The 26,521-nt window shown below is 70.7% G+C and carries 21 protein-coding genes; 12 read left to right on the top strand and 9 right to left on the bottom strand.

The window, feature by feature from the left end:
* The first annotated feature begins 92 nt into the window (after nt 1-92).
* Nucleotides 93-1,289, top strand: a complete 1,197-nt coding sequence (locus ABZ833_RS20135; protein ID WP_361048454.1) for a histidinol-phosphate transaminase — start codon at nt 93-95, stop codon at nt 1,287-1,289.
* A 6-nt stretch (nt 1,290-1,295) separates the two neighbouring features.
* On the opposite strand, the gene ABZ833_RS20130 is transcribed toward ABZ833_RS20135, so the two are convergent.
* Both ABZ833_RS20130 and ABZ833_RS20125 read right to left on the bottom strand, forming a co-directional pair.
* Nucleotides 1,296-2,774 carry a glycosyl hydrolase 53 family protein gene (locus ABZ833_RS20130; protein WP_361048759.1) on the bottom strand — a complete coding sequence of 493 codons (1,479 nt, stop codon included), beginning with the start codon at nt 2,772-2,774 and terminating at the stop codon, nt 1,296-1,298.
* Between the two features lie 249 nt (nt 2,775-3,023).
* A complete protein-coding gene (locus tag ABZ833_RS20125) occupies nt 3,024-5,045 on the bottom strand; it encodes a beta-galactosidase (RefSeq protein WP_361048452.1) in 2,022 nt (673 codons plus the stop codon).
* A gap of 201 nt (nt 5,046-5,246) precedes the next feature.
* Between ABZ833_RS20125 and ABZ833_RS20120 the strand changes: the two genes are divergently transcribed.
* From ABZ833_RS20120 to ABZ833_RS20095, 6 genes are all read left to right on the top strand, one after another.
* Nucleotides 5,247-6,566 carry an extracellular solute-binding protein gene (locus tag ABZ833_RS20120; RefSeq protein WP_361048450.1) on the top strand — a complete coding sequence of 440 codons (1,320 nt, stop codon included), beginning with the start codon at nt 5,247-5,249 and terminating at the stop codon, nt 6,564-6,566.
* On the top strand, nt 6,563-7,501 hold the full coding sequence (locus tag ABZ833_RS20115) for a sugar ABC transporter permease (protein WP_361048448.1): 939 nt from the start codon (nt 6,563-6,565) through the stop codon (nt 7,499-7,501). Before ABZ833_RS20120 ends, ABZ833_RS20115 begins: the two co-directional genes overlap by 4 nt.
* Nucleotides 7,498-8,412, top strand: coding sequence for a carbohydrate ABC transporter permease (locus ABZ833_RS20110; protein ID WP_361048446.1), 915 nt, complete (start codon nt 7,498-7,500; stop codon nt 8,410-8,412). The genes ABZ833_RS20115 and ABZ833_RS20110 overlap by 4 nt, the downstream gene beginning before the upstream one ends.
* Nucleotides 8,409-9,440: a LacI family DNA-binding transcriptional regulator gene (locus tag ABZ833_RS20105; RefSeq protein ID WP_361048444.1), complete on the top strand. Its 1,032-nt coding sequence runs from the start codon at nt 8,409-8,411 to the stop codon at nt 9,438-9,440. Before ABZ833_RS20110 ends, ABZ833_RS20105 begins: the two co-directional genes overlap by 4 nt.
* A gap of 63 nt (nt 9,441-9,503) precedes the next feature.
* Nucleotides 9,504-10,787 carry an FAD-binding protein gene (locus ABZ833_RS20100; protein ID WP_361048442.1) on the top strand — a complete coding sequence of 428 codons (1,284 nt, stop codon included), beginning with the start codon at nt 9,504-9,506 and terminating at the stop codon, nt 10,785-10,787.
* 136 nt (nt 10,788-10,923) lie between these two features.
* Entirely contained in the window at nt 10,924-12,000 is a 1,077-nt protein-coding gene (locus tag ABZ833_RS20095; protein WP_361048440.1) for a methyltransferase domain-containing protein, read from the top strand.
* A 6-nt stretch (nt 12,001-12,006) separates the two neighbouring features.
* Here ABZ833_RS20095 and ABZ833_RS20090 read toward each other — a convergent pair whose 3' ends face one another.
* From ABZ833_RS20090 to ABZ833_RS20080, 3 genes are all read right to left on the bottom strand, one after another.
* On the bottom strand, nt 12,007-13,077 hold the full coding sequence (locus ABZ833_RS20090) for a glycoside hydrolase family 43 protein (protein WP_361048438.1): 1,071 nt from the start codon (nt 13,075-13,077) through the stop codon (nt 12,007-12,009).
* 31 nt (nt 13,078-13,108) lie between these two features.
* Complete coding sequence (locus tag ABZ833_RS20085) at nt 13,109-14,467, bottom strand: MFS transporter (protein ID WP_361048436.1); 1,359 nt, start codon at nt 14,465-14,467, stop codon at nt 13,109-13,111.
* A gap of 146 nt (nt 14,468-14,613) precedes the next feature.
* The gene (locus ABZ833_RS20080; protein ID WP_361048434.1) at nt 14,614-15,537 is read right to left on the bottom strand and encodes a LysR family transcriptional regulator; all 924 of its coding nucleotides are present in this window, start codon (nt 15,535-15,537) and stop codon (nt 14,614-14,616) included.
* A 103-nt stretch (nt 15,538-15,640) separates the two neighbouring features.
* Between ABZ833_RS20080 and ABZ833_RS20075 the strand changes: the two genes are divergently transcribed.
* The gene (locus ABZ833_RS20075) at nt 15,641-16,471 is read left to right on the top strand and encodes an oxidoreductase (protein ID WP_361048432.1); all 831 of its coding nucleotides are present in this window, start codon (nt 15,641-15,643) and stop codon (nt 16,469-16,471) included.
* 19 nt (nt 16,472-16,490) lie between these two features.
* Here the strand turns inward: ABZ833_RS20075 and ABZ833_RS20070 are convergent, their stop codons facing one another.
* Nucleotides 16,491-17,660 (bottom strand): methyltransferase, encoded by a 1,170-nt coding sequence (locus ABZ833_RS20070; protein ID WP_361048430.1) that lies wholly within the window; start codon nt 17,658-17,660, stop codon nt 16,491-16,493.
* A gap of 172 nt (nt 17,661-17,832) precedes the next feature.
* Here ABZ833_RS20070 and ABZ833_RS20065 point away from each other — a divergent pair, with 172 nt between their 5' ends.
* From ABZ833_RS20065 to ABZ833_RS20055, 3 genes are read left to right on the top strand one after another with little or no spacing between them, the layout of a single operon-like run.
* Nucleotides 17,833-19,302, top strand: a complete 1,470-nt coding sequence (locus ABZ833_RS20065; protein ID WP_361048428.1) for an aldehyde dehydrogenase family protein — start codon at nt 17,833-17,835, stop codon at nt 19,300-19,302.
* Nucleotides 19,299-20,891, top strand: coding sequence for an APC family permease (locus tag ABZ833_RS20060; protein ID WP_361048426.1), 1,593 nt, complete (start codon nt 19,299-19,301; stop codon nt 20,889-20,891). Before ABZ833_RS20065 ends, ABZ833_RS20060 begins: the two co-directional genes overlap by 4 nt.
* A gap of 23 nt (nt 20,892-20,914) precedes the next feature.
* Nucleotides 20,915-22,477, top strand: coding sequence for a GMC family oxidoreductase N-terminal domain-containing protein (locus ABZ833_RS20055; protein ID WP_361048424.1), 1,563 nt, complete (start codon nt 20,915-20,917; stop codon nt 22,475-22,477).
* Nucleotides 22,478-22,495: 18 nt separating this feature from the next.
* Here ABZ833_RS20055 and ABZ833_RS20050 read toward each other — a convergent pair whose 3' ends face one another.
* Together ABZ833_RS20050 and lnt are read right to left on the bottom strand one after the other, a co-directional pair.
* Entirely contained in the window at nt 22,496-22,969 is a 474-nt protein-coding gene (locus tag ABZ833_RS20050) for an NUDIX domain-containing protein (protein ID WP_361048422.1), read from the bottom strand.
* 10 nt (nt 22,970-22,979) lie between these two features.
* Nucleotides 22,980-24,596: an apolipoprotein N-acyltransferase gene (gene lnt, locus ABZ833_RS20045; RefSeq protein WP_361048420.1), complete on the bottom strand. Its 1,617-nt coding sequence runs from the start codon at nt 24,594-24,596 to the stop codon at nt 22,980-22,982.
* A 280-nt stretch (nt 24,597-24,876) separates the two neighbouring features.
* Here lnt and ABZ833_RS20040 point away from each other — a divergent pair, with 280 nt between their 5' ends.
* On the top strand, nt 24,877-25,944 hold the full coding sequence (locus ABZ833_RS20040; RefSeq protein ID WP_361048418.1) for an O-antigen ligase family protein: 1,068 nt from the start codon (nt 24,877-24,879) through the stop codon (nt 25,942-25,944).
* On the opposite strand, the gene ABZ833_RS20035 is transcribed toward ABZ833_RS20040, so the two are convergent.
* Nucleotides 25,901-26,455, bottom strand: a complete 555-nt coding sequence (locus ABZ833_RS20035) for a hypothetical protein (RefSeq protein ID WP_249591560.1) — start codon at nt 26,453-26,455, stop codon at nt 25,901-25,903. The two genes, ABZ833_RS20040 and ABZ833_RS20035, sit on opposite strands and share 44 nt — an antisense overlap.
* Nucleotides 26,456-26,521: the final 66 nt, after the last annotated feature.

Genomic DNA, 26,521 nt, shown 5'->3' with positions numbered 1-26,521 from the left:
ACGTTCGCCGCCTCCCGCCCCGCCAGTTGAGCGCACCCTCATCCGCGTACGTATGTACGGGAGACACCACCTTCACCATCCGGAGCTCTCCCATGGCAGACGCGGGCAACGTCACCGCCCTCTTCCGCGCGTCGACCGCGCACAGCCCCTCGTACTCCGCACTGAACAGGGCGGCGACGGACGGCGGTCGGCCGCTCGTCGACTTCTGCATCCCGTGCAATCCCTACTTCCCGACGACCGAGATGTACGAGGAGCTCGGCGGGCGGCTGCGGGACATCCTCACCTACTACCCGAGCGGCGCCGACACCATCGCGGCCGAGCTCAGTGCCGTGCTCGGGCTCAATCCGCAGACCGTCGTGATGGGCAACGGATCGACCGAACTCATCACCTGGATCGACCACTTGCTGGTGCGCGACGCGCTCGCCGTGCCCGTGCCGACCTTCGGGAGGTGGACCGACCAGTCGATGGAGACCGGCAAGCGGGTGGACATGTACCTGCTTCCGGAGGCCGACGGCTTCGTGCTCGATCCGGCGGCCTACGTCGACTTCGTGCGCGCCCGCGGCTCCCGCACCGCGGTCATCTGCAACCCCAACAACCCGGACGGAGGCCTGCTTCCGCGCCGCTCCGTGCTCGCGCTGCTCGACGCGCTGCAGGATCTCGACCTGGTCGTCGTCGACGAGTCGTTCCTCGAGTTCGCCGACGCGGGACCGGAGTCGAGCGTCGCCGACGAGGCGGTGCTTCGCCCCAATGTCATCGTGCTGCGCAGCCTCGGCAAGAACTTCGGGCTGCACGGCGTGCGCTTCGGCTATCTCGTCGCCAATCCGGGCCTGGCGGGACGGGTGCGGGCCGCGCTGCCGAAGTGGAACCTCAACTCCTTCGCGGAGACGGTGGTGTTCATGCTGAAGCAGCACCGCCACGCCTATGACCTGAGTCTGCGTCAGGTGCGTCGCGACCGCCAGGAGATGATCTGGCACCTCGGCCGGCTTCCCGGACTCACCAGCTATCCCTCGCAGGGCAACTTCGTGTACGTGCGGCTGCCGGACGGCGTCGACGGAGCGGTCCTGCGGGACCGGCTGCTCGCGGAGCACGGCATCCTGGTGCGCGAGTGCGGCAACAAGATCGGCAGCTCCAGCCGCTTCCTGCGCCTGGTCGTGCGTCCGCCGGTCGACGTGGAGCACCTGGTGATCGGTCTCGAAAAGGTGCTGTACGCGACCGGGGACGCCGGACTCCTGCCGGTCCCCTACGGCTCGGGGAACCCCGCGGTGGACCGCCTGGTGATGCGGGCCTGAGTCAGGTCACCGGTGCGCGAAGCCGCTCATCGCCTCCGTGGGCACGCCGTCGTAGTCGAAGAGCGCCTGGTTCTCCCAGGCGTTGCCCGTCGAGGGGTCCGTCGGGTCCCAGCCGTTGCCGTCGACGGCGGTCCAGGTGGCGTCCCACCAGAAGACGCCGAGCCCACGGCCGGACGGGACCGCCTCGACGACGCTCTGGATGTCGCGGAACCAGGCCGCCTGGCCCGCCTCGGTCGCGGGGTAGCCACCGACGAGTTCGTCGGCCTTGTCGATGACGTTCTCCCAGTCGTCGTCGCTGTCCAGGCGGAAGGGGTAGGCGGTCTCGGCGACGTAGAGCGGCTTGGCGTAGCGCGCCGCGAGGTCGTCCATGTTGGCCTGGAGGTCACTGAGCGCGCCGTGCCAGTAGCCGTAGAAGGACAGGCCGATGACGTCGAAGGGCACGTTGCGGGAGACCGCGTTGTCGAACCACGTGCGGTACAGGGCGTTGTCGCCGCCGTTGGCGAGGTGGAGGGCGACGAGCGTGCTCGACGAGACGGCCTTCGCGGCCGTGGCCCCCGCCGTCAAGAGACCTGCCAGCTGTGCCCAGTTGGAGGTCGAACCCGTCGGCCACAGCATTCCTCCGTTCAGCTCGTTGCCGATCTGCACCATGTCGGCCGTCGTGCCCTGCGCCTCGAGGGCGCTGAGGACGTCGTACGTGTGGTCGTGGACGTCTGTCTTCAGCTGGGCGTAGGAGTGTCCCGACCAGGCCGACGGGATGGTCTGGGCGCCGGGGTCGGTCCAGGTGTCGGAGTAGTGGAAGTCGACGAGGAGCTTCATGCCCCGCGCCTTGACGCGCTTGGCCACGGCGAGCACCTGGGCCTTGTCGCAGTAGCCGTCGGCCGGGTCGACCCATACGCGCAGGCGGGCGTAGTTCATCCCGGCGGACTTGAGCACGGCGAGCGCGTCAGCCGTGGCGCCCGATCCGGTGCGGTAGACGCCGCCGAAGTCCTCGCTCTTCTTGAGTGAGGAGATGTCAGCACCCTTGACGGGCAGGCTGGTTGAGCCCGGCGTGAGCGTGATGTCGTCGAAGTTCGCCCAGTTCCCCGCGTTCGCGTCGGAGTACAGGCGAACGGTGCACGCGTTGCCGGTCACCCTGACGGAGGTGACGAGGCGGATCCAGGTGCCGTTCGGGGTGGGCGGCAGGTCGGTGCGCTGTTCGGCGGAGCCGCTCTTGAGGGCCAGGTACGCGGAGTTCTGCCCGCCGCTGGAGCGGACCCAGGCGGTGAGCGTGTACGTCCCGTCGGCGAGGCCGGTGAGGTACTGGTACGTCTCGACCTTGTACGCCGACGCCGACCAGTGCGCAAGGCGCAGGCTGCCGCTGCGGCCGCCCGCCTCCGTGAAGGAGGCGCCGGTGCTGCCGTAGGTGCTCCAGCCGGTGGTGCCGCTCTCGAATCCCCCGTTGGTGAGGGTGGACGCGGCGCTCGCGGACCGGGCGGGCAGGGCCATGACGGCGGCGCCTCCGAGGGCGGCCGCCAGGACGGCTCTGCGGGTGGCGCGTGATCCGCGTACGTCGCACCAACCGGGTGTTGTTCCGTTTCCGTGCATCGTCGATGTCCCTTCGACTTCGCGGTACTTGGGGTGGGGATGGGGGACGGTGGCGCCGCGCTGGAAGACCTCCGCGCTCGAAGGTCTCCGCGCGACGCCACCGGGCCGGGTGGGGTCCCCCACGGACCCGCCCGGCGTCTGGGGGACGGGTCAGCCGTCGAGGCGGACGACCCGTACGGCGCCCGCGGGCACCGCGAGGCGGCCCGCGGCGCGCTCGCCGGTGAGGAGTTCGGTGCCATGGGCGTCGAGCGGCACCTTGGCCTCGGACTCGGTGTGGTTGATCGCGAAGACGTAGGTGCCGCTGCCGCCCCGCCGGGTCACCACCTCGACGTCACGCGGGAGTTCGGGCCGCTCGGTGACGCCCGCGTCGGCGCAGGCGTCGGCGAGCAGGGCGTCGAGATCGCGGGCGGTCAGGCGCGTGGAGACGTACCAGGCGGTGCCGTCGCCGATGCGGTGCCGGGTGACGGCGGGGCGCCCCGCCGTCAGGCCGTCCGCGTACGTCCACACGGTCTCGGCGCCGCGCGGCACGACGAACTCCGTCCACACGTCGCCGGTGAGTTCGGTGCCGCCGGGTCCCGTGATGCGCACCGACCGGCCGTCGAGCAGCGGTGAGAACTCCTCGACGGTCAGGCCGAGCACGTCGCGCAGGGCGCCGGGGCAGGGGCCGGGGTGCACGGCGTCGTGCTCGTCGACGATGCCGGAGAAGTAGGAGACGAGGAGGGTGCCGCCCTGCGCCACATACTCCTTGAGGTTGAGCGCGGCGGCCTCCGTGGCCAGATACAGCGCGGGCACCACCACCAGGGGATACGCCGACAGGTCGGCCTCGGGGTGGGCGAAGTCGACGGTGAGGTGGCGGTCGTAGAGGGCCTCGTAGAACGTGTCGGCGCGCTCCCGTGCGTCGTGGTCCTCGCTGGGCCGCCACTGCAGGGACTGCGCCCACCAGGAGTGCCAGTCCCACAGCATCGCCACGTCGGCGACGGTCCGCGTGCTCTTCAGGGACGCCAGTTCACCTACTGACGCGCCCAGTTCGACGACCTCGCGCCAGACCCGGGAGTCCGTTCCCGCGTGCGGAAGCATCGCCGAGTGGAACTTCTCCGCGCCGCGCCGCGACTGCCGCCACTGGAAGAACAAGGCGCCCTCGGAGCCGCGCGCGACGTGGGCCAGGGAGTTGCGGGCCATCTGCCCCGGCGCCTTCGCGGGGTTGCGGGGCTGCCAGTTGACGCCGGACGTGGAGTGTTCCAGGAGCAGCCAGGGGGCGCCGCCCGCGACCGAGCGGGTGAGGTCGGCGGCCATGGCGAGGTTGACGTGGGTGCGGCGGCCGTCGGTGATCAGGTAGTGGTCGTTGGTGACGAGGTCGACCTCGCGGCCCCAGGCCCAGTAGTCCAGGGAGTCGCACTGGCTCAGGGCGGTCATGAAGTTGGTGGTGACGGGGGTGCCGGGGGCGAGGCGGTGCAGGATGTCGCGTTCGCGCACGAAGTTCTCGCGCAGGGTGGCGTCGGCGAACCTGCGGTAGTCCAGGGCCTGGGCCGGGTTGCCGACGGTGGGCGTGACGCGCGGCGGTTCGATCTCCTCGAAGGAGCCGTAGCGCTGCCCCCAGAAGGCCGTGCCCCACGCCTCGTTGACCGCATCCACGCTTCCGTACGCCGCCCGGAGCCAGACCCGGAAGTGTGCGGCGCAGGACTCGCAGTAGCAGGCGGAGACCGGCACCCCGTACTCGTTGTGGACGTGCCACATCGCGAGCGCGGGGTGCTCGGCGTACCGGCGGGCCAGCTGCTCGGTGATGGCGGCGGACGCCTCGCGGTAGGCGGTGTTGCTGTGGCAGATGGCGCCGCGTGAGCCGAACTCGTAGCGCACGCCCTCGGCGGTGACGGGCAGGGCGTCGGGGTGCGCGCGGTAGAACCAGGCGGGCGGCGCGACCGTCGGGGTGCCGAGGTCGGCGCGGATGCCGTTCTCGTGCAGGAGGTCCATGACCCGGTCGAGCCAGCCGAAGTCGTGGGTGCCGGGGGACGGTTCGAGCAGGGCCCAGGAGAAGATCCCGACGCTCACCATCGTGACGCCGGCCTCGCGCATCAGCGCCATGTCCTCGCGCCAGACGGTTTCCGGCCACTGCTCGGGGTTGTAGTCCCCACCGAAGGCGAGCCCGGTCAGGCCCGTGGGGGTGGTCTCCGGCATGGATCTCTCCCGAGTCATCGATCAGTTGGGTCCATCAAATGGGAACGTGCACACACACTTTCACGGTTCTGAGTTCAACATAACCGCACAGCAACAACCATTGACAAGTGTCCTGGATGTTTCTCTACTGTGAACGCTCACAGATGCGTGGCAGGCCGCTCGACACAGCAGGCACAGCCACCCGGTAAGGGGAGACCATCCATGCCGTTCACGAAGCACCGCCGCTTCTACGCCACTTCGCTCACCCTCGCCCTCGGCGCCGCCGCCCTCACCGCCTGCGGCTCGACGGACGACGGGAGCAAGGGGGAATCGGGCCCCGCCTCCCTGACGTACTGGGCCTGGACGCCCGGCATGGACAAGGTCGTCGACCTCTGGAACAAGGGCCCCGGCAAGAAGGAACAGATCGACGTCACGGTCAAGAAGCAGGCCTCCGGCGACACTCTGGTCACCAAGATCCTCACCGCCCACAAGGCCAAGAAGGCCCCCGACCTGGTCCAGGCCGAGTACCAGGCGCTGCCGACCCTCGTCAGCAACGACGCGCTCGCCGACATATCCGGTGAAGTGGGCGCGGTGAAGGGCGAGTTCCCCGAGGGCGTCTGGCAGCAGACGACACTGGGCTCGGACGCGGTGTACGCGGTGCCCCAGGACTCGGGGCCGATGATGTTCTACTACCGCGCGGACCTCTTCAAGAAGTACGACCTCAAGGTCCCCGCCACGTGGGACGAGTTCGCCGAGACGGCCCGAGCGCTGAAGAAGAAGGCGCCGGACAAGGACCTCACCACGTTCTCCGCGAACGACTCCGGGCTCTTCGCGGGCCTCGCCCAGCAGGCGGGCGCCAAGTGGTGGACCACCAAGGGCGAGAAGTGGAAGGTCGGCATCGACGACGGCGCCACGCGCAAGGTCGCCGACTTCTGGGGCGGCCTCGTCAAGGAGGGCGCCGTCGACAACCAGCCGATGTACACCCCCGCCTGGAACAAGGCCCTGAACACCGGCAAGCAGATCGCCTGGGTCAGCGCCGTGTGGGCGCCCGGCACCCTCACCACCGCCGCGCCCGACACCAAGGGCAAGTGGGCCATGGCGCCGCTTCCGCAGTGGACCAAGGGCGCGAACACCACGGGGAGTTGGGGCGGATCCTCGACCGCCGTCACCACCGACAGCGGGCACAAGGAGGCCGCCGCCAAGTTCGCGGCCTGGCTGAACACCGACCCGAAGGCACTCGACGCGCTCGCGAAGGAAGGCGGCATCTATCCCGCCGCCACCGCGGCCCAGACCAGCGGCGCCTTCACCGAGCCCCCTGCCTTCTTCGCCGGCCAGAAGGACTTCTACCCCCAGGCCGCGAAGATCGCGAAGACCGCGGCTCCCGGCGCCTGGGGCCCGAACGTGAACGTCGCGTACACCTCGTTCAAGGACGCCTTCGGCTCGGCCGCCAAGAACAAGTCCGACTTCGGCGGCGCCCTGAACACCATGCAGGACACGACCGTCGCCGACCTGAAGAAGCAGGGCTTCGGAGTCGCGCCGTGACCTCCGCACGCCCCCGCCCCCGCCGCCGCACGTCCCACGGGGTCAAGAGCGCTCCGTACGCCTTCCTGCTCCCCGCCACGCTGCTCTTCGCCCTCTTCTTCGCGCTGCCCATCGGCTACGCGCTCTGGCTCAGCCTCCACAAGGTCGAGGTGAAGGGCCTGGGCCTCGGCAAGGACGCCCGGCGCGAGGTGTGGGCCGGGATCGGCAACTACACCGACGCGCTCACCGACTCCGAGCTCCTGCACGGCGCGCTGCGCGTGCTCGGGTACGGCGCCATCGTCATCCCGGTGATGCTCGGCCTCGCCCTGCTCTTCGCGCTGCTCCTGGACACCGAGCGGGTGCGCCTCACTCCTTTCACACGCCTCGCGATCTTCCTGCCGTACGCCGTGCCCGGGGTCATCGCCGCGCTCCTGTGGGGGTTCCTCTACCTCCAGGACGTCAGCCCCTTCTTCTACGTCCTCGACGCACTGGGCCTGCCGCAGCCCGATCTGCTCGACGGCGGCCCCCTCTATCTCGCGCTCTCGAACATCGCGGTCTGGGGCGGCACCGGCTTCAACATGATCGTCATCTACACCTCGCTGCGGGCCATCCCGGCCGAGGTCCACGAGGCAGCGAAGCTGGACGGCTGCTCGCAGCTGCAGATCGCGCTGCGGATCAAGATCCCGATGGTGGCGCCCTCGCTGGTGCTCACCTTCTTCTTCTCGATCATCGCGACGCTCCAGGTGTTCAGCGAGCCCACCACGCTCAAGCCGCTCACCAACTCCGTCTCCACCACCTGGAGTCCGCTGATGAAGGTGTACCAGGACGCCTTCGGCAAGGGTGACATCAACTCCGCCGCCGCCACCGCCGTGATCATCGCCGTCGCCACGCTCGTCCTGTCCTTCGGGTTCCTGCGCGCCGCGAACTCCCGTACGAAGAAGGAGGCGGCCCGATGAGTTCGCCGAGTTCGCTCGCCGTCCGCGAGACCCGGCCCGCCGCGGGCACCACCCCCGGCACCGCACAGGGCCCGCCCCCGCCCCGCCGGTTCGCCGTCCTTCCGACCGCCGTCCTCGCGCTCGGCGCCCTGTACTGCCTGCTGCCCGTGCTCTGGGTGGTGATCGCCTCCACCAAGTCGGGCCGCGAGCTGTTCTCCACGTTCACGTTCTGGCCCGGCAGCGGCTTCGCCGACAACGTCACGGACCTGTCCGCCTACCGCGACGGCATCTACTGGCAGTGGATGGGCAACTCCGCCCTCTACGCGGGCCTGGGCGCGCTCCTGTCCACGGCCGTCTCCGCGGTCAGCGGCTACGCGCTCGCGATCTACCGCTTCCGCGGCCGCGAGACCGTCTTCAACATCCTCATGGCGGGCGTCCTGATGCCGCCGGTGATCCTGGCCGTGCCGCAGTACCTCCTGCTCGCGAAGGCCGACCTCACCGATTCGTACGCATCGGTCCTGATGCCCCTGATCCTCTCCCCCTACGGCGTGTACCTCGCCCGGATCTACGCCGCTTCGGCCGTGCCCGGCGATGTCGTGGAGGCCGGGCGGATGGACGGCGCGAGCGAGTGGCGGATCTTCACGCGGATCGCGCTGCCGATGATGGTGCCGGGCCTCGTGACGGTGTTCCTCTTCCAGTTCGTGGCGGTGTGGAACAACTTCCTGCTCCCCTACATCATGCTCAGCGACGACGAGAAGTTCCCCATCACGCTGGGTCTGTTCACGCTCCTGGAACAGGGCTCCAACACCCCCGCGCTCTACACCCTGGTGATCACCGGGGCCCTTCTGGCCGTCGTACCGCTCATCGCCCTCTTCCTGGTCATCCAGCGCTTCTGGAGCCTCGACCTGCTGTCCGGAGCCGTAAAGTCGTGACCATGAACGCAACGGGGGGCAGGCGCAGGCCGCCGACGATCCACGACGTGGCCCGCGAGGCCGGCGTCTCGCGCGGCACGGTGTCCCGCGTCCTCAACGGCGGGCACTATGTGAGCCCTTCCGCCCAGGAAGCCGTCAACGCGGCCATCCGCAAGACCGGTTATGTCGTCAACCGGCACGCCCGCTCGCTGATCACCGGGCGCTCCGACTCGGTGGGCTTCCTGCTCACCGAACCGCAGGAGCGCTTCTTCGAGGACCCCAACTTCAACGTCCTGCTGCGGGGTTGCACCCAGGCGCTCGCCGCGCACGACATCCCGCTGCTCCTGATGCTGGCCGGAACCCCGGACGAGCGGCGCCGCATCATGCGCTACATCACCGCGGGCCACGTCGACGGGGTGCTCCTGGTCTCCAGCCACTCCGGTGACCCCGTCGCGGACGAGCTGCGGGAGGCCGGGGTGCCGCTCGTGGCGTGCGGGAAGCCGATCGGGCAGGCCTCCAAGGTGAGCTATGTCGCCGCGGACGACCGGGACGGCGCACGCGACATGGTGCGCCATCTCCTCTCCCTCGGGCGGCGCCGTATCGGCACGGTGACCGGGCCCCTCGACACCCCCGGCGGCGTGGACCGGCTCGCGGGCTACCGGGAGATCCTCACCGAGGAGGGCATCGCGGTCGACGAGCGGCTCATCACGTCCGGCGACTACAGCCGGGCGGGCGGTGAGGCCGCCGCGACCCGGTTGCTCGCCCAAGCCCCTGATCTGGACGCCGTGTTCGTCGCATCCGACCTCATGGCGCAGGGCGTCCTCACCGCTCTGGACCGCGCGGACCGCCGCGTCCCGCAGGACATCGCGGTCGGCGGCTTCGACGACTCGCCCGCCGCCCTGACCGCCCGCCCGGAGCTGACGACGGTCCGCCAGCCCTGGGACCGCATCAGCGCCGAGATGGTGCGGGTGCTGCTGGCCCAGATAGGCGGCGAGGACCCGGCCGCGGTCATCCTGCCGACCGAGCTCGTGATCCGCGGCTCTGCCTGACGTACAAGGAGGAGGCCGCGGGGTGGGCTTCTCCCCCCACGGCCGTGAGGGAAGGACCCGAACATGACTGACGCCTTGGCCACCGGCCGGGACGGCGCCGTGACCAACTGGGCCGGGAACATCACCTTCTCGGCCCGTGAGCTGCACCGGCCCGCGTCGCAGGCCGCCCTGCGGGCCCTCGTCGCGGGCAGCCGCCAGGTGCGGGTGCTCGGCAGCGGCCACTCGTTCAACCGGATCGCCGACGTGGACGGCGACGGAGCGGACACCGTCCTGCTCTCGCTCGCCGCCCTTGAGCCGTCCGTCGACGTGGACACCACGGCGCGCACCGTGCGCGTGTCAGGTGGCGTGCGGTACGCCGAGCTCGCCCGGCACGTCGCCTCACACGGGCTCGCCCTGCCGAACATGGCCTCGCTGCCGCACATTTCGGTGGCCGGTTCGGTCGCCACCGGGACGCACGGCTCGGGCAACGGCAACCGGTCGCTCGCGGAGGCCGTACGCGCGGTGGAGCTGATGACCGCCGACGGGGAGACGCGCGTACTGAGCCGGGGCGACGACGGTTTCGACGGCGCGGTGGTCTCGCTCGGCGCGCTCGGCGTGGTCCTCGCCCTCACCCTCGACCTGGAGCCGGACTTCGCGGTGAGCCAGCACGTCTTCGGGGAACTTCCCCTGGCGGGGCTCGACTTCGGTGCGGTGTCGTCGGCGGCGTACAGCGTGAGTCTGTTCACGGACTGGCGCGGGCCGCGCTTCAACCAGGTGTGGCTGAAGCAGCGCGGCGATGCCGCCGCCGGTTTCCCCTGGGCGGCGCCCGTGAGCGAGCCGCGCCATCCGGTGCCGGGCATGCCCGCCGTCAACTGCACCGAGCAGCTGGGCGTGCCGGGGCCGTGGCACGAGCGACTCCCGCATTTCCGGGCCGAGTTCACGCCGAGCAGCGGGGCCGAGCTCCAGTCGGAGTATCTGCTGCCGCGCGAGCACGCCATCGCCGCGCTGCACGCCCTGGATGACCTCAGGGGCGAGGTGGCGCCGGTCCTCCAGGTCTGCGAGGTGCGCACGGTCGCCGCCGACACCCAGTGGCTCAGCCCGGCACACGGCCGGGACACCGTGGCGTTCCACTTCACCTGGGTGCCGGACGCGGTGTCCGTCCTGCCGGTGGTCGCGCTCGTCGAGGAGCGCCTGGCGCCGTTCGCGCCCCGGCCGCACTGGGGCAAGGTCTTCGCCGCCGATCCCGCCGAGCTGGGCAACCGCTATCCGCACGCGGCAGACTTCGCGACGCTCGCCCAACGCCTCGACCCGCAAGGCAAGTTCCGCAATGCCTTCGTGCGCTCTTTCGTGCGTCCCCTTCTCCGGTAACCCGGCTGCGTGAGAGCCACGGCCACTCCGGGCCATCCTCGGAGTTCCGGCGTAGAATTGCAGCAAACCGGTCAATTCGACCAGCAGTGGCAGAGCGCCCCGCCCGCAGCTTCCTGGCCGAAGGATGGGGAGCGAAATGACCGCGCAGACACATGACCTCGACCCGGTGCGACAGGAGCGGTTCGCGGAGCGGATGGTCGAGGTGCTCAATGACTCCTGCCTGGGATACCTGTGCAGCCTCGGGCACCGGACGAGGCTGTTCGACGTGCTGTCCGGCCTGCCTCCGGCCACCAGCGAGCGGATCGCCGAGGCCGCGGGCCTGGATGAGCGCTACGTACGGGAGTGGCTAGGCGGGATGACCGTGGGCGGCTTCGTCGAGTACGCCCCGGAAGACGGCACGTACCGACTGCCGCCCGAGCATGCCGCCTCCCTCGTCCGGGCCGCCGGCCCCGACAACATGGCCTCCTTCCTCCAGGACCTCGCCCTCTTGGGCATCGTCGAGGATCAGGTCCTCGAGTCGTTCCACCAGGGCGGCGGCGTGCCGTACTCGTCCTACCCCCGTTTCCAGGAGCTCCAGGCCGAGGAGACCGCGAGGGTGTACGACGCCGCTCTTGTGGAGGCCATCGTTCCGGTGGCGCCCGGCCTGCCGGAGCGGCTGCGTGAAGGCATCGACGCGCTGGACGTCGGTACGGGGCAGGGGCATGCGGTGATCCTCCTGGCCGAGGCGTTTCCCGCCAGCCGCTTCCGGGGCGTGGACATGTCCGAGACCGGCATCGCGGCGGCTCGCGCCGAGGCTGCGCGGCGCGGTCTTGCGAACGTCCGGTTCGACGTGGCGGACTCGGCCGAGCTGACCGGCTCGTACGACTTGATCACTGCCTTCGACGTGATCCATGACCTGGCCCGACCGGCGCGCACTCTGTCGGCGATCGCCGACGCCCTGCGCGACGACGGTGTGTTCCTGATGGGGGACATCGCCGCGTCGAGCAAGCTGGAGGAGAACCTCGACCATCCGCTGGGCCCCGCCCTTTACACCTTCTCGGTCTTCTACTGCATGACCGTCTCCCTCGGCGAGGGCGGCGCCGGCCTCGGCACGGTGTGGGGCAGGCAGACCGCCCTGCGCATGCTGGCCGAGGCCGGATTCGGCGACGTCGACGTCCGCCAGGTGGAGGGCGACATCCTCAACGTCTACTACGTGGCACGACCGGGGCACTGACGGGGCTTACGCCCCTCCGGCGGCATCGGCGACGGGAACGCCGAAGTCCGGTGTTCCGTCGGCCTTCCAGCCGAGCCTCTGGATGCGGGTGTGGCGGTTGGGATCGTGCAGGGGGTCGCCGACGATGTCCTTGTACTGGCGGGCGTGGTAGACGAGGACGTCGGTGCGGCCGTCCTCGGCGACGGTGAAGCAGTTGTGGCCCGGACCGTACTGCTTGGTCGTGTCGTTGCTGGTGAAGACGGGGGTCGGCGACTTGGCCCAGGAGGCGGGGTCCATGAGGTCGCTGCGGGTGTCGGCGGTGAGCAGCCCGATGCAGTAGTTGAAGTCGGTCGCGGACGCCGAGTACGAGAGGAAGACGCGGCCGCCCCGCTGGATGACGGAGGGCCCTTCGTTCACCTTGAAGCCGACGCACTCCCAGTCGTACTCGGGTGTGGTCAGGCGTATCTGAGGGCCCGTCAGTGTCCAGGGGTTCGCCATCCGCGACAGGAAGACTCCGGTGTTGTTGTCCATGCCGGGCTCGTACTGCGCCCAGGCCAGGTAGCGGCTGCCCCGGTGCGTGAAGGTGGTGGCGTCGAGCGAGAAGGTGTCCCAGGCCGTGGTGAGCTGCCCCTTCTCGGTCCAACTCCCCTTGAAGGGATTGGCGTTGGTGTTCTCCAGGACCCAGATGCGGATCTTCCACACGTCGTCGGCCGGGGCCGCGGCGAAGTAGATGTACCACTTGCCGTTGATGTGGTGGAGTTCCGGCGCCCAGATGTGCGAGGCCATGTCGCCGCTCGTGTGCCGCCGCCAGATGACGGACTCGTCCGCCCGTGTCAGGCCCCGCAGGGTGCGGGAGCGGCGCAGGATGATGCGGTCGTACTCGGGAGAGGTCGCCGTGAAGTAGTAGTGGCCGTCGGTGTGGCGGCGGATGTGCGGGTCGGCGCGCTGCTCGACGAGCGGGTTGCGGTAGGCGGCGGCCGCCCGGGACGCGGCGTGGGCGGGCGCCTGGGCGATGACCGGCGCGGCGGCGATGGCGGCGCCTGCGGCCAGCGTTCCTCTCAACAGGTTTCTGCGGCTGGGTACTTCGCTGTGACTCATGCGGCTCCCTGGTGGGCGGGGTGGGACCGGGTTACGGGACGGACTTCTCGGCGGCGGACGGCGCCTCGGGACGCGGTGCGGCCGAGGGTGCGGACGTCGCGCTCGGTGCGGACGTCGCGGTCTGCGGAGGCGGTGTGCTCAGCGCGCGCCTCAGCAGGGGGACGGCGAGCAGGCCGAGCACGGCCACCGCGAGCAGGAACAGCAGGCCGGTCAGGGCGCTGCCGGTGGAGTCGACGACCGCCGCGATGCCGAGCGGGCCGAAGCCGCCGCCGAGATTGCCGACCGCGTTGACCGCGGCGATGCCCGCGGCCGCCGCGGCGCCCGTCAGGAAGCGCGGGATCAGCGCCCAGAAGGCGGGCTGCGCCGCGTATCCGCCGACAGCCGCGGCACACAGGCCGAGCATCTGCACGACGGGGGACCCGAAGAGCGCGGTGACGGTGAACCCGGCGACGGTCAGGCCGAGCATCGCCGCGGTCCACAGGTAGGGGGTGTCGCGGCGGGCCACCAGGCGGGGCACGACGACCAGTCCGGCGGCGACACACACGTACGGGATGGCGGAGACGAATCCGACCTCGGTGCTCGTCAGGTCGCCGAAGCCGTCGATGATCGTGGGCAGCCAGAAGGAGAGGCCGTAGGTGGACAGGGGGAAGGCGAGGAAGAACACGGCCGCCGTCAGGACGCGGCGGTCGCGCAGGACCGCGAGCGCGTGCTGCGGCTGCTGACCCGCTTCCGCCCGGTCGGCGGCCAGGGCATCGGTGAGCCACTGGCGTTCGTCGGCGGCGAGCCAGCGCGCCTTCTCCGGTCCCGCGGGCAGCCGGGCGAGGACGACCGGGGCGACCAGCACGGCCGGGATGCCGGTGGCCAGGAACACCCACTGCCAGCCGGTCAGGCCCCAGGTCCCGTCGAGGTCCATCAGGACACCCATCAGCGGGTTGCCGACGATGAAGGAGACCGGCGCGGCGAGCATGAACGCACCGATGGCGCGGCCCCGGTGGCTGCCGGGGAACCAGCGGGAGAGGTAGTAGAGCACTCCGGGGAAGAACCCGGCCTCGGCGGCGCCGAGCGCGAAGCGGGCCAGGTAGAACTGCCAGGTGCTGTGCACGAGCGTCGTGGCGATGGTGACCAGGCCCCAGGTCAGCAGGATCCGCGCGATCCAGCGGTGCGCGCCGACGCGGTGCAGCATCAGGTTGCTCGGCACTTCGAAGAGGGCGTACGCGGTGAAGAAGAAGACCTGGCCGAGGGTGAACGCCGTGGCGCTGACGCCCAGTTCCGCCTGGAGCTCAAGTTTCGCGAAGCCGACGTTCGAGCGGTCGATGTAGGCGATCACATACAACAGGCCGAGAAACGGCAGCAGCCGCCACGCGGTCTTCTTGAGCACTGTGCGCTCCATGGTGCGAGCGTCCCCTCATACCGACGTTCGTGATTTCGAACGCCATCTGATACTCCGAACGCCGAAACGGTAAGGGGGTGTTGGGGCAAGGTCAACGGTTGCGACGAGATACGCCCGCGCGCTGCTGTTCCGCCTGCCAGGCGCTCCTACTCCGCCCGCCCGAGCGCCTCCTCGCACGCCTTGATGTACGCGCTCACCAGCGGGCGGCCGTCGTCACCCGCACGCCAGGCCAGGGCGAACCGGCTGGGCGTGATGCCGCGGACCGGGCGCGTGACGACGCCGCCGAGCGTGATCAGGGGCGCGTTGCCCGCGGCCACCAGGCAGACGCCGCGACCGTCCACCAGCGCCTCGTACGTCTCGTCGGTACTGGCGATCTCCGCGCCGATGCGGGGCGCGGTGCCCTCGCGGGCGTCCAGGGCGAGCCAGTAGTCCCGCAGCGCGCCCGCGCTCTCGGGCAGGGCGAGGAAGGGCTCGTCGGCGAAGTCGGCGAAGTCGACCTCGTCCAGGCCCGCGAGGCGGTGGGTCGCGGGCAGGGCGACATGGCGCGGCTCGTCGGCGACCACCACCCACGCGTAGCGCTCCAGGCCGGGAAGCGGCAGCCAGACGAAGGCCACGTCCGCCGTGCCGTCCGCGAGACCCGCGCTCGCGTCCTCCCAACTCACCTGCCTCAGCCGGATCGTGGCCGCCGGACGGGCCTCGGTGAAGCGGGACCGCACCGCGGGCAGGAGACCGCCGCGTGCCGGTCGCGTGCTCATGCCCACGGTGAGCGTGGCCCGCTCCTCGGTCTTCGCGCGCTCCACGGCCCCGACCGCCGACTGCCATCCCTCAAGCACCTGTTGGGCGTATGGCAGAAGCGCCGCACCCACAGAAGTGAGCCGCACGCCGCGGTGGTCCCGTACGAACAGCTCGGCCCCCAGCTGCCGTTCCAGCGTCCGTATCTGCTTGCTCAGGGCGGGCTGCGAGACGAAGAGCCGCTCGGCGGCCCGCGTGAAGTGCAACTCCTGCGCCACCGCGACGAAGTAGCGCAGATCTCTGCTGTGTACGTCCCTGCCGTGTAGGTCCATAACCATCAGCTATCACGTCAGGTCTTGGACGGGCCACCAGATTCTGCCGCAGGATGATCCACACAGCCGGGGAACGGATGAACCGGCCGACATCTCAAGGGAGTTCGTGATGACGAAGGTATGGCTCGTGACGGGCGCGAACAGCGGATTCGGCCGGGCGATCACCGAGGCGGCCGTCGCCGCGGGCGGCGTGGTCGTGGCCACCGCCCGCAACGCGTCCTCCCTGGACGACCTGGCCGCCGCCCACCCCGACCAGGTCGAGGCACTCACCCTGGACGTGACCGACACGGCGGGCATCGAGGCCGCCGTGCGCGACGTCACCGACCGGCACGGGCGCATCGACGTCCTGGTGAACAACGCGGGCCGCAGCCACGTCGGCGCCCTGGAGGAGGACTCGGACGCCGAGCTGCGTGCCCTGTTCGACGTGCACGTCTTCGGTCCTGCCGCGCTGACCCGCGCCGTGCTTCCGCACATGCGGGCACGGCGCTCGGGCGCGATCGTGCAGATGAGCAGCATGGGCGGGCAGATGTCGTTCGCGGGGTTCTCGGCTTACAGCGGCACGAAGTTCGCCCTTGAGGGAATGTCGGAGGCGCTGGCCGCCGAGGTGGGCCCGCTCGGCATCAAGGTCCTGGTCGTGGAGCCCGGCGCCTTCCGCACCAGCCTGTTCGGCAACACCAGCGCGAGCCCCGTCGAGATCCCGGACTACGCGCAGACGGCGGGCGCCACCCGCACGATGGTCGCGGGCGGCGACGGCGAGCAGCCCGGCGACCCGGCGAAGGCCGCCGCCGCGATCATCACCGCGCTCGACGCCGACGACACTCCGCTGCGGCTGCCGCTCGGCGACGACGCCGTGGACGCGGTCGTCGGCCACCTCGACTCCGTCCGTGCGGAGATCGCCACGTGGGAGAAGGTGACACGGGCGACCGCCTTCGACGCCTGAGGCAGTCTCAGAACCGGCGTCAGCGGTCGCGCTTGACCGCCCGCAGCACCACGAACTTCGGGTCGCTGGCCACCACTTGGGAGTTGCCGAAGAGCTTGCGCAGCTTCACGTGGTACCCGAGGTGGCGGTTGCCGACGACCCACAACTCGCCGCCCGGACGCAGCGCGGCGCGTGCCCCGTTGAACATCCGCCAGGCGGTCGCGCCGGAGGTCGCCTGGTGGCTGTGGAACGGCGGGTTGTTCAGGACGAGGTCCACCGTCCCGTCGGGGACGGTGGACAGCGCGTCGCCCGCGACGAACTCCGCCCGCGTGGACGCGGCGGCATTCGCGCGGAAGGTGGCCTTCGCCGACGCGACGGCGGGATACGACTCGTCGATGAAGGTGACCGTGGCCTCGGGGTCCGCGACGGCGGCGGCCGTGCCGAGCACGCCGTTGCCGCAGCCCAGGTCCACGATGTGCGCGGCGCCCCTGCCGGTCGGCAGGTGGTGCAGGAAGAAGCGGGTGCCGATGTCGAGGCGGTCGGCACAGAACACACCCGCGTGGTTGACGACGGTAAGACCCGCGCCCGCGCCGGAGTCGGCGTCGAGGACGTAGCTGCGCGGCCAGGGGCCGGCGCCGGGCTCGCGCTCCGGATCCGGCGTGCTGAAGATGAGACGTGCCTTCTGCCGGGCCAGCGACGTCCGCGTAGGGCCGATGATCCGCTCGAAGAGGTCGAGCGTCGAGGTGTGGATCTCGTTCACCATGCCGGTGCCGACGACGACCGTGCCCGCGTGCAGGGCGGGCGCGAGCCGGTGCAGCTGGTCCTCCAGGAGCGACAGGCTCTTCGGCACACGGACCAGGAGTACGTCGATCCTGCTCGGCGCGGCGTCGTCGGTCGTCGCGAGCCGCACCGCGTCCGGCGCGAAGCCGGCGCGTGCCACATTGGCCCGCGTCGCCTCCCGCGCGAGGAACGAATCGGTGATCAGCGTCGGCCCGTGCTCGGCCAGCGAGGTGGTCAGCGCGCCCCAGCGGTCGCCGACGACGGCCACGGAGCCGGAGAGGTCGACGGGCTTCGCCCCGTCCTCCGTCTCGCCCGCCAGATGCCGCAGCAGATAGGCGTCGGCGGCGGACCAGGCGCGCAGCGGATCGCGGGAGTCCTCGGGAAATCGTGTGAGGTCGTACGCGCCCCATGACGTGCTCAGTCGGTTCATCGTGCCTTCAGGCTAACCGAGTGGCGGGCGGACGATCTTCGCGGATGCCTGTTCCCGCTGGGGCGGACCGGGACCGCTGCGCCGAATAGCGGCTCATGTAGTGCGGACGCGGCCCATTCTCCTTACCGTCCTTTCGTGGAGCACCCGCGCATCCCACCCCCGAGGAGCCGTCATGCCGGAGCTGTTCATCGGCGGAACATGGACCACTGCCGTGGACGGGCAGGTACGGGAAATCCGCTGCCCCGCGGACAACACCCTGGTCGCGACCGTCGACGAGGCCGGGCCGAAGGACGCGGCGGCGGCGATCGCCGCCGCCCGTGAGGCCTTCGACCGCGGACCGTGGCCCGCCACTCCGGCGGCCGAACGCGGCCGCCTGCTGTTGCGCGTGGCCGATCTCCTCGAACGCGACAAGGACGCGCTCGCCCGCGCCGAATCCCTGGACACCGGGAAGCGGCTCGTGGAGAGCGAGTACGACATGGACGACATCGCGAACTGCTTCCGCTACTTCGGCAACCTGACGGCGGCGGGCGGCACCGACCGGGTCGTCGACGCCGGCAGCCCGGACGTGGACAGCCGCGTGGTGCACGAGCCGGTCGGGGTGTGCGCGCTGATCACTCCGTGGAACTATCCGCTGCTGCAGACCGCGTGGAAGGTCGCCCCGGCGCTCGGCGCGGGCAACACCTTCGTCCTCAAGCCCAGCGAGCTGACCCCGCACACCTCCATCATCCTGATGCGGCTGCTCACCGAGGCCGGGCTGCCTGCCGGGGCGGCCAACCTGATCCTCGGCGCGGGCCCCACCGCGGGCGCACCGCTCAGCGAGGACCCGCGGGTCGACATGGTGTCGTTCACCGGCGGTCTGGTGACCGGACGGCGCATCATGGCCGCCGCGGCACCCACGGTGAAGAAGGTCGCCCTGGAACTGGGCGGCAAGAACCCGAACATCGTCTTCGCCGACGCCGACTTCGAGGCGGCGGTCGACTACGCCCTGATGGCGATCTTCCTGCACTCGGGCCAGGTCTGTTCGGCAGGGGCGCGGCTGCTCGTCGAGGACTCGCTGCACGACAGGTTCGTCGACGAAGTGGTCGAGCGCGCGCAGCAGATCCGGCTCGGCGGTCCCTTCGACGACAACGCCCGCACCGGTCCGCTGATCTCCGCCGCGCACCGCGACAAGGTCGAGGCGTACGTGGCGGCCGGCATCGCCGAGGGCGCGGTGCTGCGTTGCGGCGGCGCGCGCCCCGACGACCCGGCGCTGAAGGACGGCTACTACTACCCGCCGACCGTGCTCGACGAGTGCACCCCCGGCATGTCCGTGGTCACCGACGAGTCGTTCGGCCCGGTGCTCACCGTCGAGCGTTTCCGGGACGAGGCCGAGGCGATCGCACTCGCCAACGACACCGTTTACGGCCTCGCGGGCGCCGTCTGGACGCAGGACACCGGCAAGGGCCAGCGCGTGGCGGCCGGGATGCGCGCCGGAACCGTCTGGATCAACGACTTCCACCCCTATGTGCCGCAGGCGGAGTGGGGCGGCATGAAGCAGTCCGGCTTCGGGCGCGAACTGGGGCCGGCCGGCCTCGCCGAGTACCAAGAGGCCAAGCACATCTGGCGCAATCTCGCAGCGACACCGCAGAGGTGGTTCGAATGAGCACAGAATCCGGCCCAGGAACGGGCCCCGCCGTCCCGGAGAGGACGCAGGGCCAGCAGGACGACGATGCGCTCGGCGAGCTCGGCTACCGCCCGGAACTCAAGCGGACGCTGGGCAACTTCCACACCTTCGCGGCCGGGATCAGCTACATCTCGATCCTGACCGGCACCTTCCAACTGTTCTACTTCGGCGTCAGCTTCGGCGGCCCCGCCTACTGGTGGTCCTGGCCGATGGTCTTCGTCGGTCAGCTGATGGTGGCCCTGTGCTTCTGCGAGCTCGCCGCCCGGTATCCGGTCGCCGGCTCCATCTACAACTGGGCCAAGAAGATGGGCGGCCCGCACGTCGGCTGGCTCGGCGGCTGGATGATGATGACGGCCACCATGGTCACGCTCTCCGCCGTGGCACTCGCCTACCAGATCACGCTGCCGCAGATCTCCGACTGGTTCCAGTTCGTGGGTGACGGCAGCGGCAAGAACGACGCGGCCGCCAACGCCGTGCTCCTCGGCACGGTCCTCATCGTGTTCTCCACCGCGGTGAACGCCTTCGGGGTCAAGCTCATGGCCCGGATCAACTCGGCGGGTGTGTTCATCGAACTGATCGCCGCGGTCGCGCTGATCATCTTCCTGGCGGCGCACATCACCCGTGGCCCCAGCAGCGCCCTCACCGAGACGAACGGCCTCGGCAGCGGCCAGACGCTCGGGTACTTCGGCGCCTTCCTGACCGCGTCGCTGGCCTCCGCCTACGTCATGTACGGCTTCGACACGGCCTCTTCGCTCGGCGAGGAGTCGCACAACCCGGGCCGCAACGCACCCCGCGCCATTCTGCGCGCCCTCATCGCCTCCTTCACCATCGGCGCGTTCATCCTGCTGTTCGCCCTGCTTGCGGTGCCGGATCTACAGGCCGAGGAACTCTCCACCGGCGGACTGCAGTACGTGGTACTCGAAACGCTCGGCTCGACCATCGGTGAGATCTTCCTCTGGGCGGTGGTCGTCGCCATCACCGTCTGTGTCCTTGCCGTGCAGGCCGCCGGCATCCGGCTGATGTTCGCCATGGCGCGGGACAACAACCTGCCGGCGGGCACACATCTCGCCAAGGTCAGCCCCCGCTTCCAGACTCCCGTGGTGCCCGCCGTGCTGATCGGCATCGTGGGTGTCGTCATCCTGGTGATCAACATCAACCAGCCGCAGATCTTCTCGGTGATCACGAGCATCGCGATCATCATGATCTACGTGGCCTACCTTCTGGTCACCGTGCCCATGCTGCTCAAGCGGCTGCGCAGGGGGTGGCAGCCCGCCGAAGGGCAGTTCTCGCTCGGCCGGTGGGGGCTGCCGATCAACATCGTCGCGGTGATCTGGGGCCTGGCCATGTCCATCAACCTCGCCTGGCCCCGCGCCGAGGTCTACAACGCGACCGGACCGCAGCACTGGTACCTGCGCTGGGGCGCCTTCCTGTTCATCGGCATCGTCGCCCTCGGCGGCTTCGCCTACTACTGGTTCGTGCAGCGGCACAAGACGGGCGTCCTCGCCGAGCACCGCTTCGAGGAGATGGTCGACCCCACCACTCCCCCGTCACCGCCCGCCGCCCCCTGAACCCCCTGTGATCTGGAGTCACCATGCCCGCAGAGAGTCCCCAGGCCGAGTTCGACTACGTGGTGGTCGGCGGCGGCACGGCAGGCGCCGTCGTCGCCGCGCGGCTGACCGAGGACCCGGACGTCAGCGTCTGCGTCCTTGAGGCAGGACCTTCGGACGTCGGCGACGACAATATCCTCCAACTGACCAAGTGGATGGCCCTGTTGGAGTCCGGCTACGACTGGGACTACCCGGTGGAGCCGCAGGAGAACGGCAACAGCTTCATGCGGCACGCCCGCGCCAAGGTGCTCGGCGGCTGCTCGTCGCACAACTCCTGCATCGCCTTCTGGGCCCCCGCCGAGGACCTCGACGAGTGGGGCTCCCTGGGCTGCACGGGCTGGAGCGCGGCGGACTGTTTCCCGCTCTACCAGCGCCTGGAGACCAACGACGCGCCCGGCGACCACCACGGCCGCTCGGGCCCGGTGAACATCATGAGTGTTCCGCCGAACGACCCCTGCGGATCGGCCCTGCTGGAGGCGTGCGCGGCGGCGGGCATCCCCACCACCCCGTTCAACACCGGCAAGACGGTGACGCGCGGCGCCCACTGGTTCCAGATCAACTCCCGTACGGACGGCACCCGTTCGTCCGCGTCGGTGTCGTATCTGCACCCGATCCTCGGCAAGCGACCCAACCTCGAAGTGCGCACCGGCCTCCAGGCCAAGCAGCTCCTCTTCGACGAGAACCGGCGCTGCACGGGAGTCGCGTATCTGGAACCCGACACCATTCACAGCGGCAGCGTCACGGCGCGCCGCGAGGTGATCGTGTCCTGCGGGGCCATCGACTCGCCGAAGCTCCTGATGCTGTCGGGCATCGGACCCGCCGCGCACCTGCGGGAGTGCGGCGTGGAAGTGCTCGCGGACTCCCCCGGCGTCGGCGCCCACCTCCAGGACCACCCCGAGGGCGTGATCATGTGGGAGGCGAAGCAGCCGATGGTCACCTCCTCCACCCAGTGGTGGGAGATCGGCATCTTCGCGGACACCGAACCGGGCCTCGACCGCCCGGACCTGATGTTCCACTACGGCTCGGTGCCCTTCGACATGAACACCTACCGGCGCGGCTATCCGACCACCGACAACGCCTTCTGCCTGACCCCGAACGTCACCCGGGCCCGCTCCATGGGCACGGTGCGGCTGCGCACCCGAGACTTCCGGGACAAGCCGAAGGTCGACCCGCGCTACTTCACCGACGAGCACGACATCCGCGTGATGACGTACGGGCTGCGCCTCGCCCGCGAGATCGCCGCGCAGGCCCCGATGGCCGACTGGGCGGGCGCCGAACTCGCTCCGGGACCGGACGCCACGACGGACGACGAGCTGTTCGCCTACATCCGCCAGACCCACAACACCGTCTACCACCCGGCGGGCACCGTGCGGATGGGCGCGACGGACGACGCGGACTCGCCGCTCGACCCCGAATTGCGCGTCAAGGGCGTCACCGGGCTGCGCGTCGCCGACGCGTCGGTCATGCCGTTCCTGCCCGCGGTCAACCCGTGCATCACCACGATGATGATCGGCGAGAAGTGCGCCGACATGATCAAGGCGACCTGAGCCGCCCCGCGGCGCCCCTCAGGTCCGGTCGAACCAGGTGGGCTGTTCCTCCGCCATGGCCTGCTTGATCCGGAAGAGCCCGAACTCGTGCAGGTCGGGCAGCTGGTCCAGGGCGAACCAGCCCACTTCGAGGGACTCGTCGTCGTTGACGCGGGCCTCGCCGCCGACGGCGCGGCAGCGAACGGTGACGTCCATGAACTGGCACGTGTCGCCGTTCGGGTACGTCACCGGCTCCAGGGCCTCGACCAGCACGACGCGCTCGGGCACGCAGTGCACCGCGGTCTCCTCGAACACCTCGCGCACGGCACACGCGGCGGGCTGCTCCCCCGGGTCCGGGATGCCGCCGATCACGGACCACTTGCCGTTGTCGCTGCGCCGACCGAGCAGCACTCTGCCCGCGTCGTCGAAGACGATGGCGGTGACCCCGGGGAGCCACAACAACTGGTGGCCCGCGTCGGCCCGGATCGTACGGATGAAGTCAGGAGTAGCCATGCCATCGACCCTAACGGGCGCGCCTGGCCCGGACCGCGCCCGTCACCGCCCAGCCGAGTCCGCCGGCCGCGATCAGCACGAGGATGCCCTCGGGCAGTACGCCGTACCGGGTGGCCGGGGTCTGCGAGGACCGCAGCGGCACCTCCTCGACCAGTGAGTCGGCGGTGAACCACTTCGTCTTCTGCGATACCCGGCCGTCCGGCATGATGATCGCGCTCACACCGCTGGTCACCGGGACGGTGACGGTGCGGCTGTGCTCGACGGCGCGGATCCGCGACATGGCCAGCTGCTGGTAGGTCATCTCGCTGCGGTCGAACGTCGCGTTGTTGCTGGGCACCGAGATCAGCTGCGCGCCGTGGGTGACGGTGTCGCGCACGGCCCAGTCGAAGGCGGCTTCGTAGCAGGTGGCGAGGCCCACCTTCGTGCCTGCCATGGTGAAGACGCCGGGCTTCGTGCCGCGGCTGAAGTCCTGGCGCACCATGCCGACGTCGCTGCTGAAGAAGCCGACGACGTCGCGCAGCGGGATGTACTCGCCGAAGGGCTGGATCTGCCGCTTGTCGTAGGTGTCCGTGGGGCCCTTCTCCGGGTCCCACAGGATCTGCTCGTTGAAGAGCTTGCCGTCCTTGGACTCGACGACGCCGCCCACCGAGATGGGGGCGCCGACCGCCTTCACCGCGCGCTCGATCGCCTCGCGGGCGTCGGGGTTGGTGAACGGGTCGATGTCGGAGGAGTTCTCCGGCCACAGGACGAAGTCCGGCTGCTTCGCCTTGCCCGCCTTCACCCGGTCCGCGAGCCGCTCGGTCTCCCGCACGTGGTGGTCGAGCACGGCGCGGCGCTGGGCGTTGAACTCGAGGCCCGCCTGCGGCACGTTGCCCTGGATGGCCGCGACGGTCGCGGTGCCGTCCTCGGCGTCGTCGCTGACGAGCGGACGCGCGGCGAAGGCACCGGCGACCGGGACGAGCACGCTGAGCAGGGCCGCGGCGGCGGCGCCACGGCGTACGGAGCCGGTGCTGTGTGGGTCGCGGGCCTCGCGCACCTGGCGGACGAGCTCGTACAGGCCGAAGCCGCACAGGACCACCGCGAACCCGAGCACCGGGGTGCCGCCGAGCGCGGCCAGCGGCAGGAAGACACCGTCCGCCTGCCCGAAGGCGATCTTCCCCCACGGGAATCCGCTGAACGGCACGCGCGCGCGTGCCGCCTCACCGGCGATCCAGAGGGCCGCTGCCCAGAGGGGGTAGCCGGGCAGCCGCGAGACGGCGGCGATGCCCGCTCCGACGAGGGCGACGAACATCGCCTCGATGGCGGCGAGCGCCAGCCAGGGGCCTGGACCGACCTCCACGCCGGTCCACACCAGGAGCGGCAGCAGGAATCCGAGGCCGAAGAGATAGCCGAGCCCGAGGCCCGCCTTCCAGCTGCGGCCGTGCAGACACCAGGCGAACACCGCGAAGGCCGGCAGCGCGAGCCACCACAGGGTGCGTGGCGGAAAGCTGACGTACAGCAGCACTCCGGAGAGTGCCGACGCGGCGGCCGGGACGAGCGCGCGCAGGACGCGGGCCTTGCGCGAGAGGGGCGCGGACTGCGGTCCGAGCTGCTTCGACTCGTCTGCGGGGGTGGTGGTGGCGGTCACTCGGGGAGTGTACGGCGCGTCACTTGGACACGGACAGGATGGTCGTGTCCGGCCACCGCGGACGCTGTCCGGCCCTCCGGCGGCAGCCCCGCGGGCGTGCCGTGGGAGGCGTGCCGCGGGAGGCCTTGTCCATGCGATAGCCGGATCGTTCCTGCGCAAGACGTCCACATCTCACGTTCCCAGCGACTACGGTGTGCCCGAGTCCCTGACCTGCGGCGGATCCCGCCACAGCGTTCGGGGCCCGCACACAGCGGGGGGCGACGGGGTGGGGACAACGGGGATGGCCGCGACGGCCGGGCCACCGGGGGCGTACGAACGGCGCAGCGCGTCCGACGCGACGGGCTGCGCCCTGCTGGGCGTGTGCGCGGCCTGGACCTTGATCACCGCCGGGGTGCACGGCGGTCAGCCCGAGGGCGTGCTCCTTGCGGTGCTCGCCGTGGCCGCGGGGTACGCGGGCGGGCGGATCTGCGGCGCGCTCCTGCCGGTCGCCGCGCCCTGTGCCGGTGCGCTGGCCGGGATCGGCCTCGCGGCGGCGGCCCCGCACCTGTCGCCGGGGCCCGCAGGCACGGCGCCACTCGGCCACACCGGCGCCGCGGCCGCGCTCCTGATCCTGGCGTCGGGGGCGGCCTGCTCCGCGGCGTGGGCGGCCCGCAGGCCCGCGACCCGGCTCGCGATGCGGCTGCTCTCCGTGGGGATCGTGGTGGCCGCCGTGGCGCTCGGCTCGATGGCCGGATTCGTCGCGTGCACCGGGATCCTGCTCTGTTCGCTGGCGACCGCCCTGATGCGGCGCCGGGCGCTCGGCCTCGCGGGGCTCGCCCTGGCGACGGCGGTGGTGACCGGTCTGACCTGGGCGATCGCCGATGACGTACTCCCGGAGGGGCTGAGTGCGTCCCTGGTGGGCCAGCTCGACGGACAGCGGGTCCAGCTGTGGCACGACGCGCTCGCGCTCGCGGGCCGGGAACCGGCGCTCGGGGTGGGGCCAGGCCGGTTCGCCGACGCCAGCCCCACGGTGGCGGAGAACCTCCTCACGGACGGCAGGCCCCATTCGGCGCCGCTGCAGCAGGCGGCGGAGCAGGGCCTCGCGGGCGTGGTCCTGCTCGCTGCGGTGTTCTGCTGGCTTCTGTACGCCCTGTACCGCTCGCCGCGCTCCACCCAGGTCGTCCTGTCTGCGGGCGCTGCCCTGACGGCGCTGGCCGCCGTGGCATCGGTCGGCAACGCGCTGAGCGTCACGGCGGTGACGACGGGCGCCGGATACCTCGCGGGCATCGCCACGGCGAGACCGCTGGGCGACGAACCGGCGCAGATCAGGCCGCCGGGCTCCCCGCCACTCCCAGCCGCTCGCGGATGATCCGTACGGCCGCTTCGGCGTCGTCGACGGTGACCGTGAACGTACGGCCGTCGCCCAGGCTCAGCACCAGGCCCTCACCGCGGCGGACCACGACGGCGGTGCCGATCTCGGGCCGCGAGCGGTAGCCCCAGCCGCCCCACTGACGGGGGCTGACGGCCTGCGCGAACTCGGCGCCCACCACGTGGGAGAGAAGGATGCGGCGGCGCGGCAGCCCCATGTGGCCGCAGCGCACTTCCAGGGAGTCCTTGTCGACCTTCACGGCGACATGGACGAAGGCGAGGGTGCCGAACAGGATCAGAAGCCCTGCGGCGATGCACCCCACGACGGACATGGCCAGGGCCGCGATCCCGGTCGTCCACATGTTGTCGACGGCCAGTTCGATGCCCAGCGCCAGACAGAGGGCACCGGCCGACGCCAGCAGCCACTGCACGCGGTTGGTCGCGCTACCGGTCCAGACTTCCGGCGGGGCGTCGGCTGTGCTGCCCCGCTCGCCGTGGGTGTGGTCCCTCATGCGTCCGAGACTACTCACGTTCCGGAGGGAAGGCACCGCATCGCGGAGCGTTACTGCTCCGGGTGG

It is taken from the genome of Streptomyces sp. NPDC047525, from assembly GCF_040643025.1.
Classification (GTDB): Bacteria; Actinomycetota; Actinomycetes; order Streptomycetales; family Streptomycetaceae; genus Streptomyces; species Streptomyces durmitorensis.
Note: the sequence above shows the minus strand (reverse complement) of the source record. Positions and strands in the feature narration are given on the sequence as shown.

Bases quoted from the DNA above. Each gene is read 5' to 3' on its own strand.
- ABZ833_RS20035 (WP_249591560.1), bottom strand. From the start codon at position 26,455: ATGAGGGACCACACCCACGGCGAGCGGGGCAGCACAGCCGACGCCCCG.
- ABZ833_RS20090 (WP_361048438.1), bottom strand. From the start codon at position 13,077: ATGAGTCACAGCGAAGTACCCAGCCGCAGAAACCTGTTGAGAGGAACG.
- ABZ833_RS20095 (WP_361048440.1), top strand. From the start codon at position 10,924: ATGACCGCGCAGACACATGACCTCGACCCGGTGCGACAGGAGCGGTTC.
- ABZ833_RS20125 (WP_361048452.1), bottom strand. From the start codon at position 5,045: ATGCCGGAGACCACCCCCACGGGCCTGACCGGGCTCGCCTTCGGTGGG.
- ABZ833_RS20110 (WP_361048446.1), top strand. From the start codon at position 7,498: ATGAGTTCGCCGAGTTCGCTCGCCGTCCGCGAGACCCGGCCCGCCGCG.
- ABZ833_RS20055 (WP_361048424.1), top strand. From the start codon at position 20,915: ATGCCCGCAGAGAGTCCCCAGGCCGAGTTCGACTACGTGGTGGTCGGC.
- ABZ833_RS20060 (WP_361048426.1), top strand. From the start codon at position 19,299: ATGAGCACAGAATCCGGCCCAGGAACGGGCCCCGCCGTCCCGGAGAGG.
- ABZ833_RS20120 (WP_361048450.1), top strand. From the start codon at position 5,247: ATGCCGTTCACGAAGCACCGCCGCTTCTACGCCACTTCGCTCACCCTC.
- ABZ833_RS20065 (WP_361048428.1), top strand. From the start codon at position 17,833: ATGCCGGAGCTGTTCATCGGCGGAACATGGACCACTGCCGTGGACGGG.
- ABZ833_RS20070 (WP_361048430.1), bottom strand. From the start codon at position 17,660: ATGAACCGACTGAGCACGTCATGGGGCGCGTACGACCTCACACGATTT.
- ABZ833_RS20075 (WP_361048432.1), top strand. From the start codon at position 15,641: ATGACGAAGGTATGGCTCGTGACGGGCGCGAACAGCGGATTCGGCCGG.
- ABZ833_RS20130 (WP_361048759.1), bottom strand. From the start codon at position 2,774: ATGGCCCTGCCCGCCCGGTCCGCGAGCGCCGCGTCCACCCTCACCAAC.
- ABZ833_RS20135 (WP_361048454.1), top strand. From the start codon at position 93: ATGGCAGACGCGGGCAACGTCACCGCCCTCTTCCGCGCGTCGACCGCG.
- ABZ833_RS20040 (WP_361048418.1), top strand. From the start codon at position 24,877: ATGGCCGCGACGGCCGGGCCACCGGGGGCGTACGAACGGCGCAGCGCG.
- ABZ833_RS20100 (WP_361048442.1), top strand. From the start codon at position 9,504: ATGACTGACGCCTTGGCCACCGGCCGGGACGGCGCCGTGACCAACTGG.
- ABZ833_RS20080 (WP_361048434.1), bottom strand. From the start codon at position 15,537: ATGGTTATGGACCTACACGGCAGGGACGTACACAGCAGAGATCTGCGC.
- ABZ833_RS20085 (WP_361048436.1), bottom strand. From the start codon at position 14,467: ATGGAGCGCACAGTGCTCAAGAAGACCGCGTGGCGGCTGCTGCCGTTT.
- ABZ833_RS20050 (WP_361048422.1), bottom strand. From the start codon at position 22,969: ATGGCTACTCCTGACTTCATCCGTACGATCCGGGCCGACGCGGGCCAC.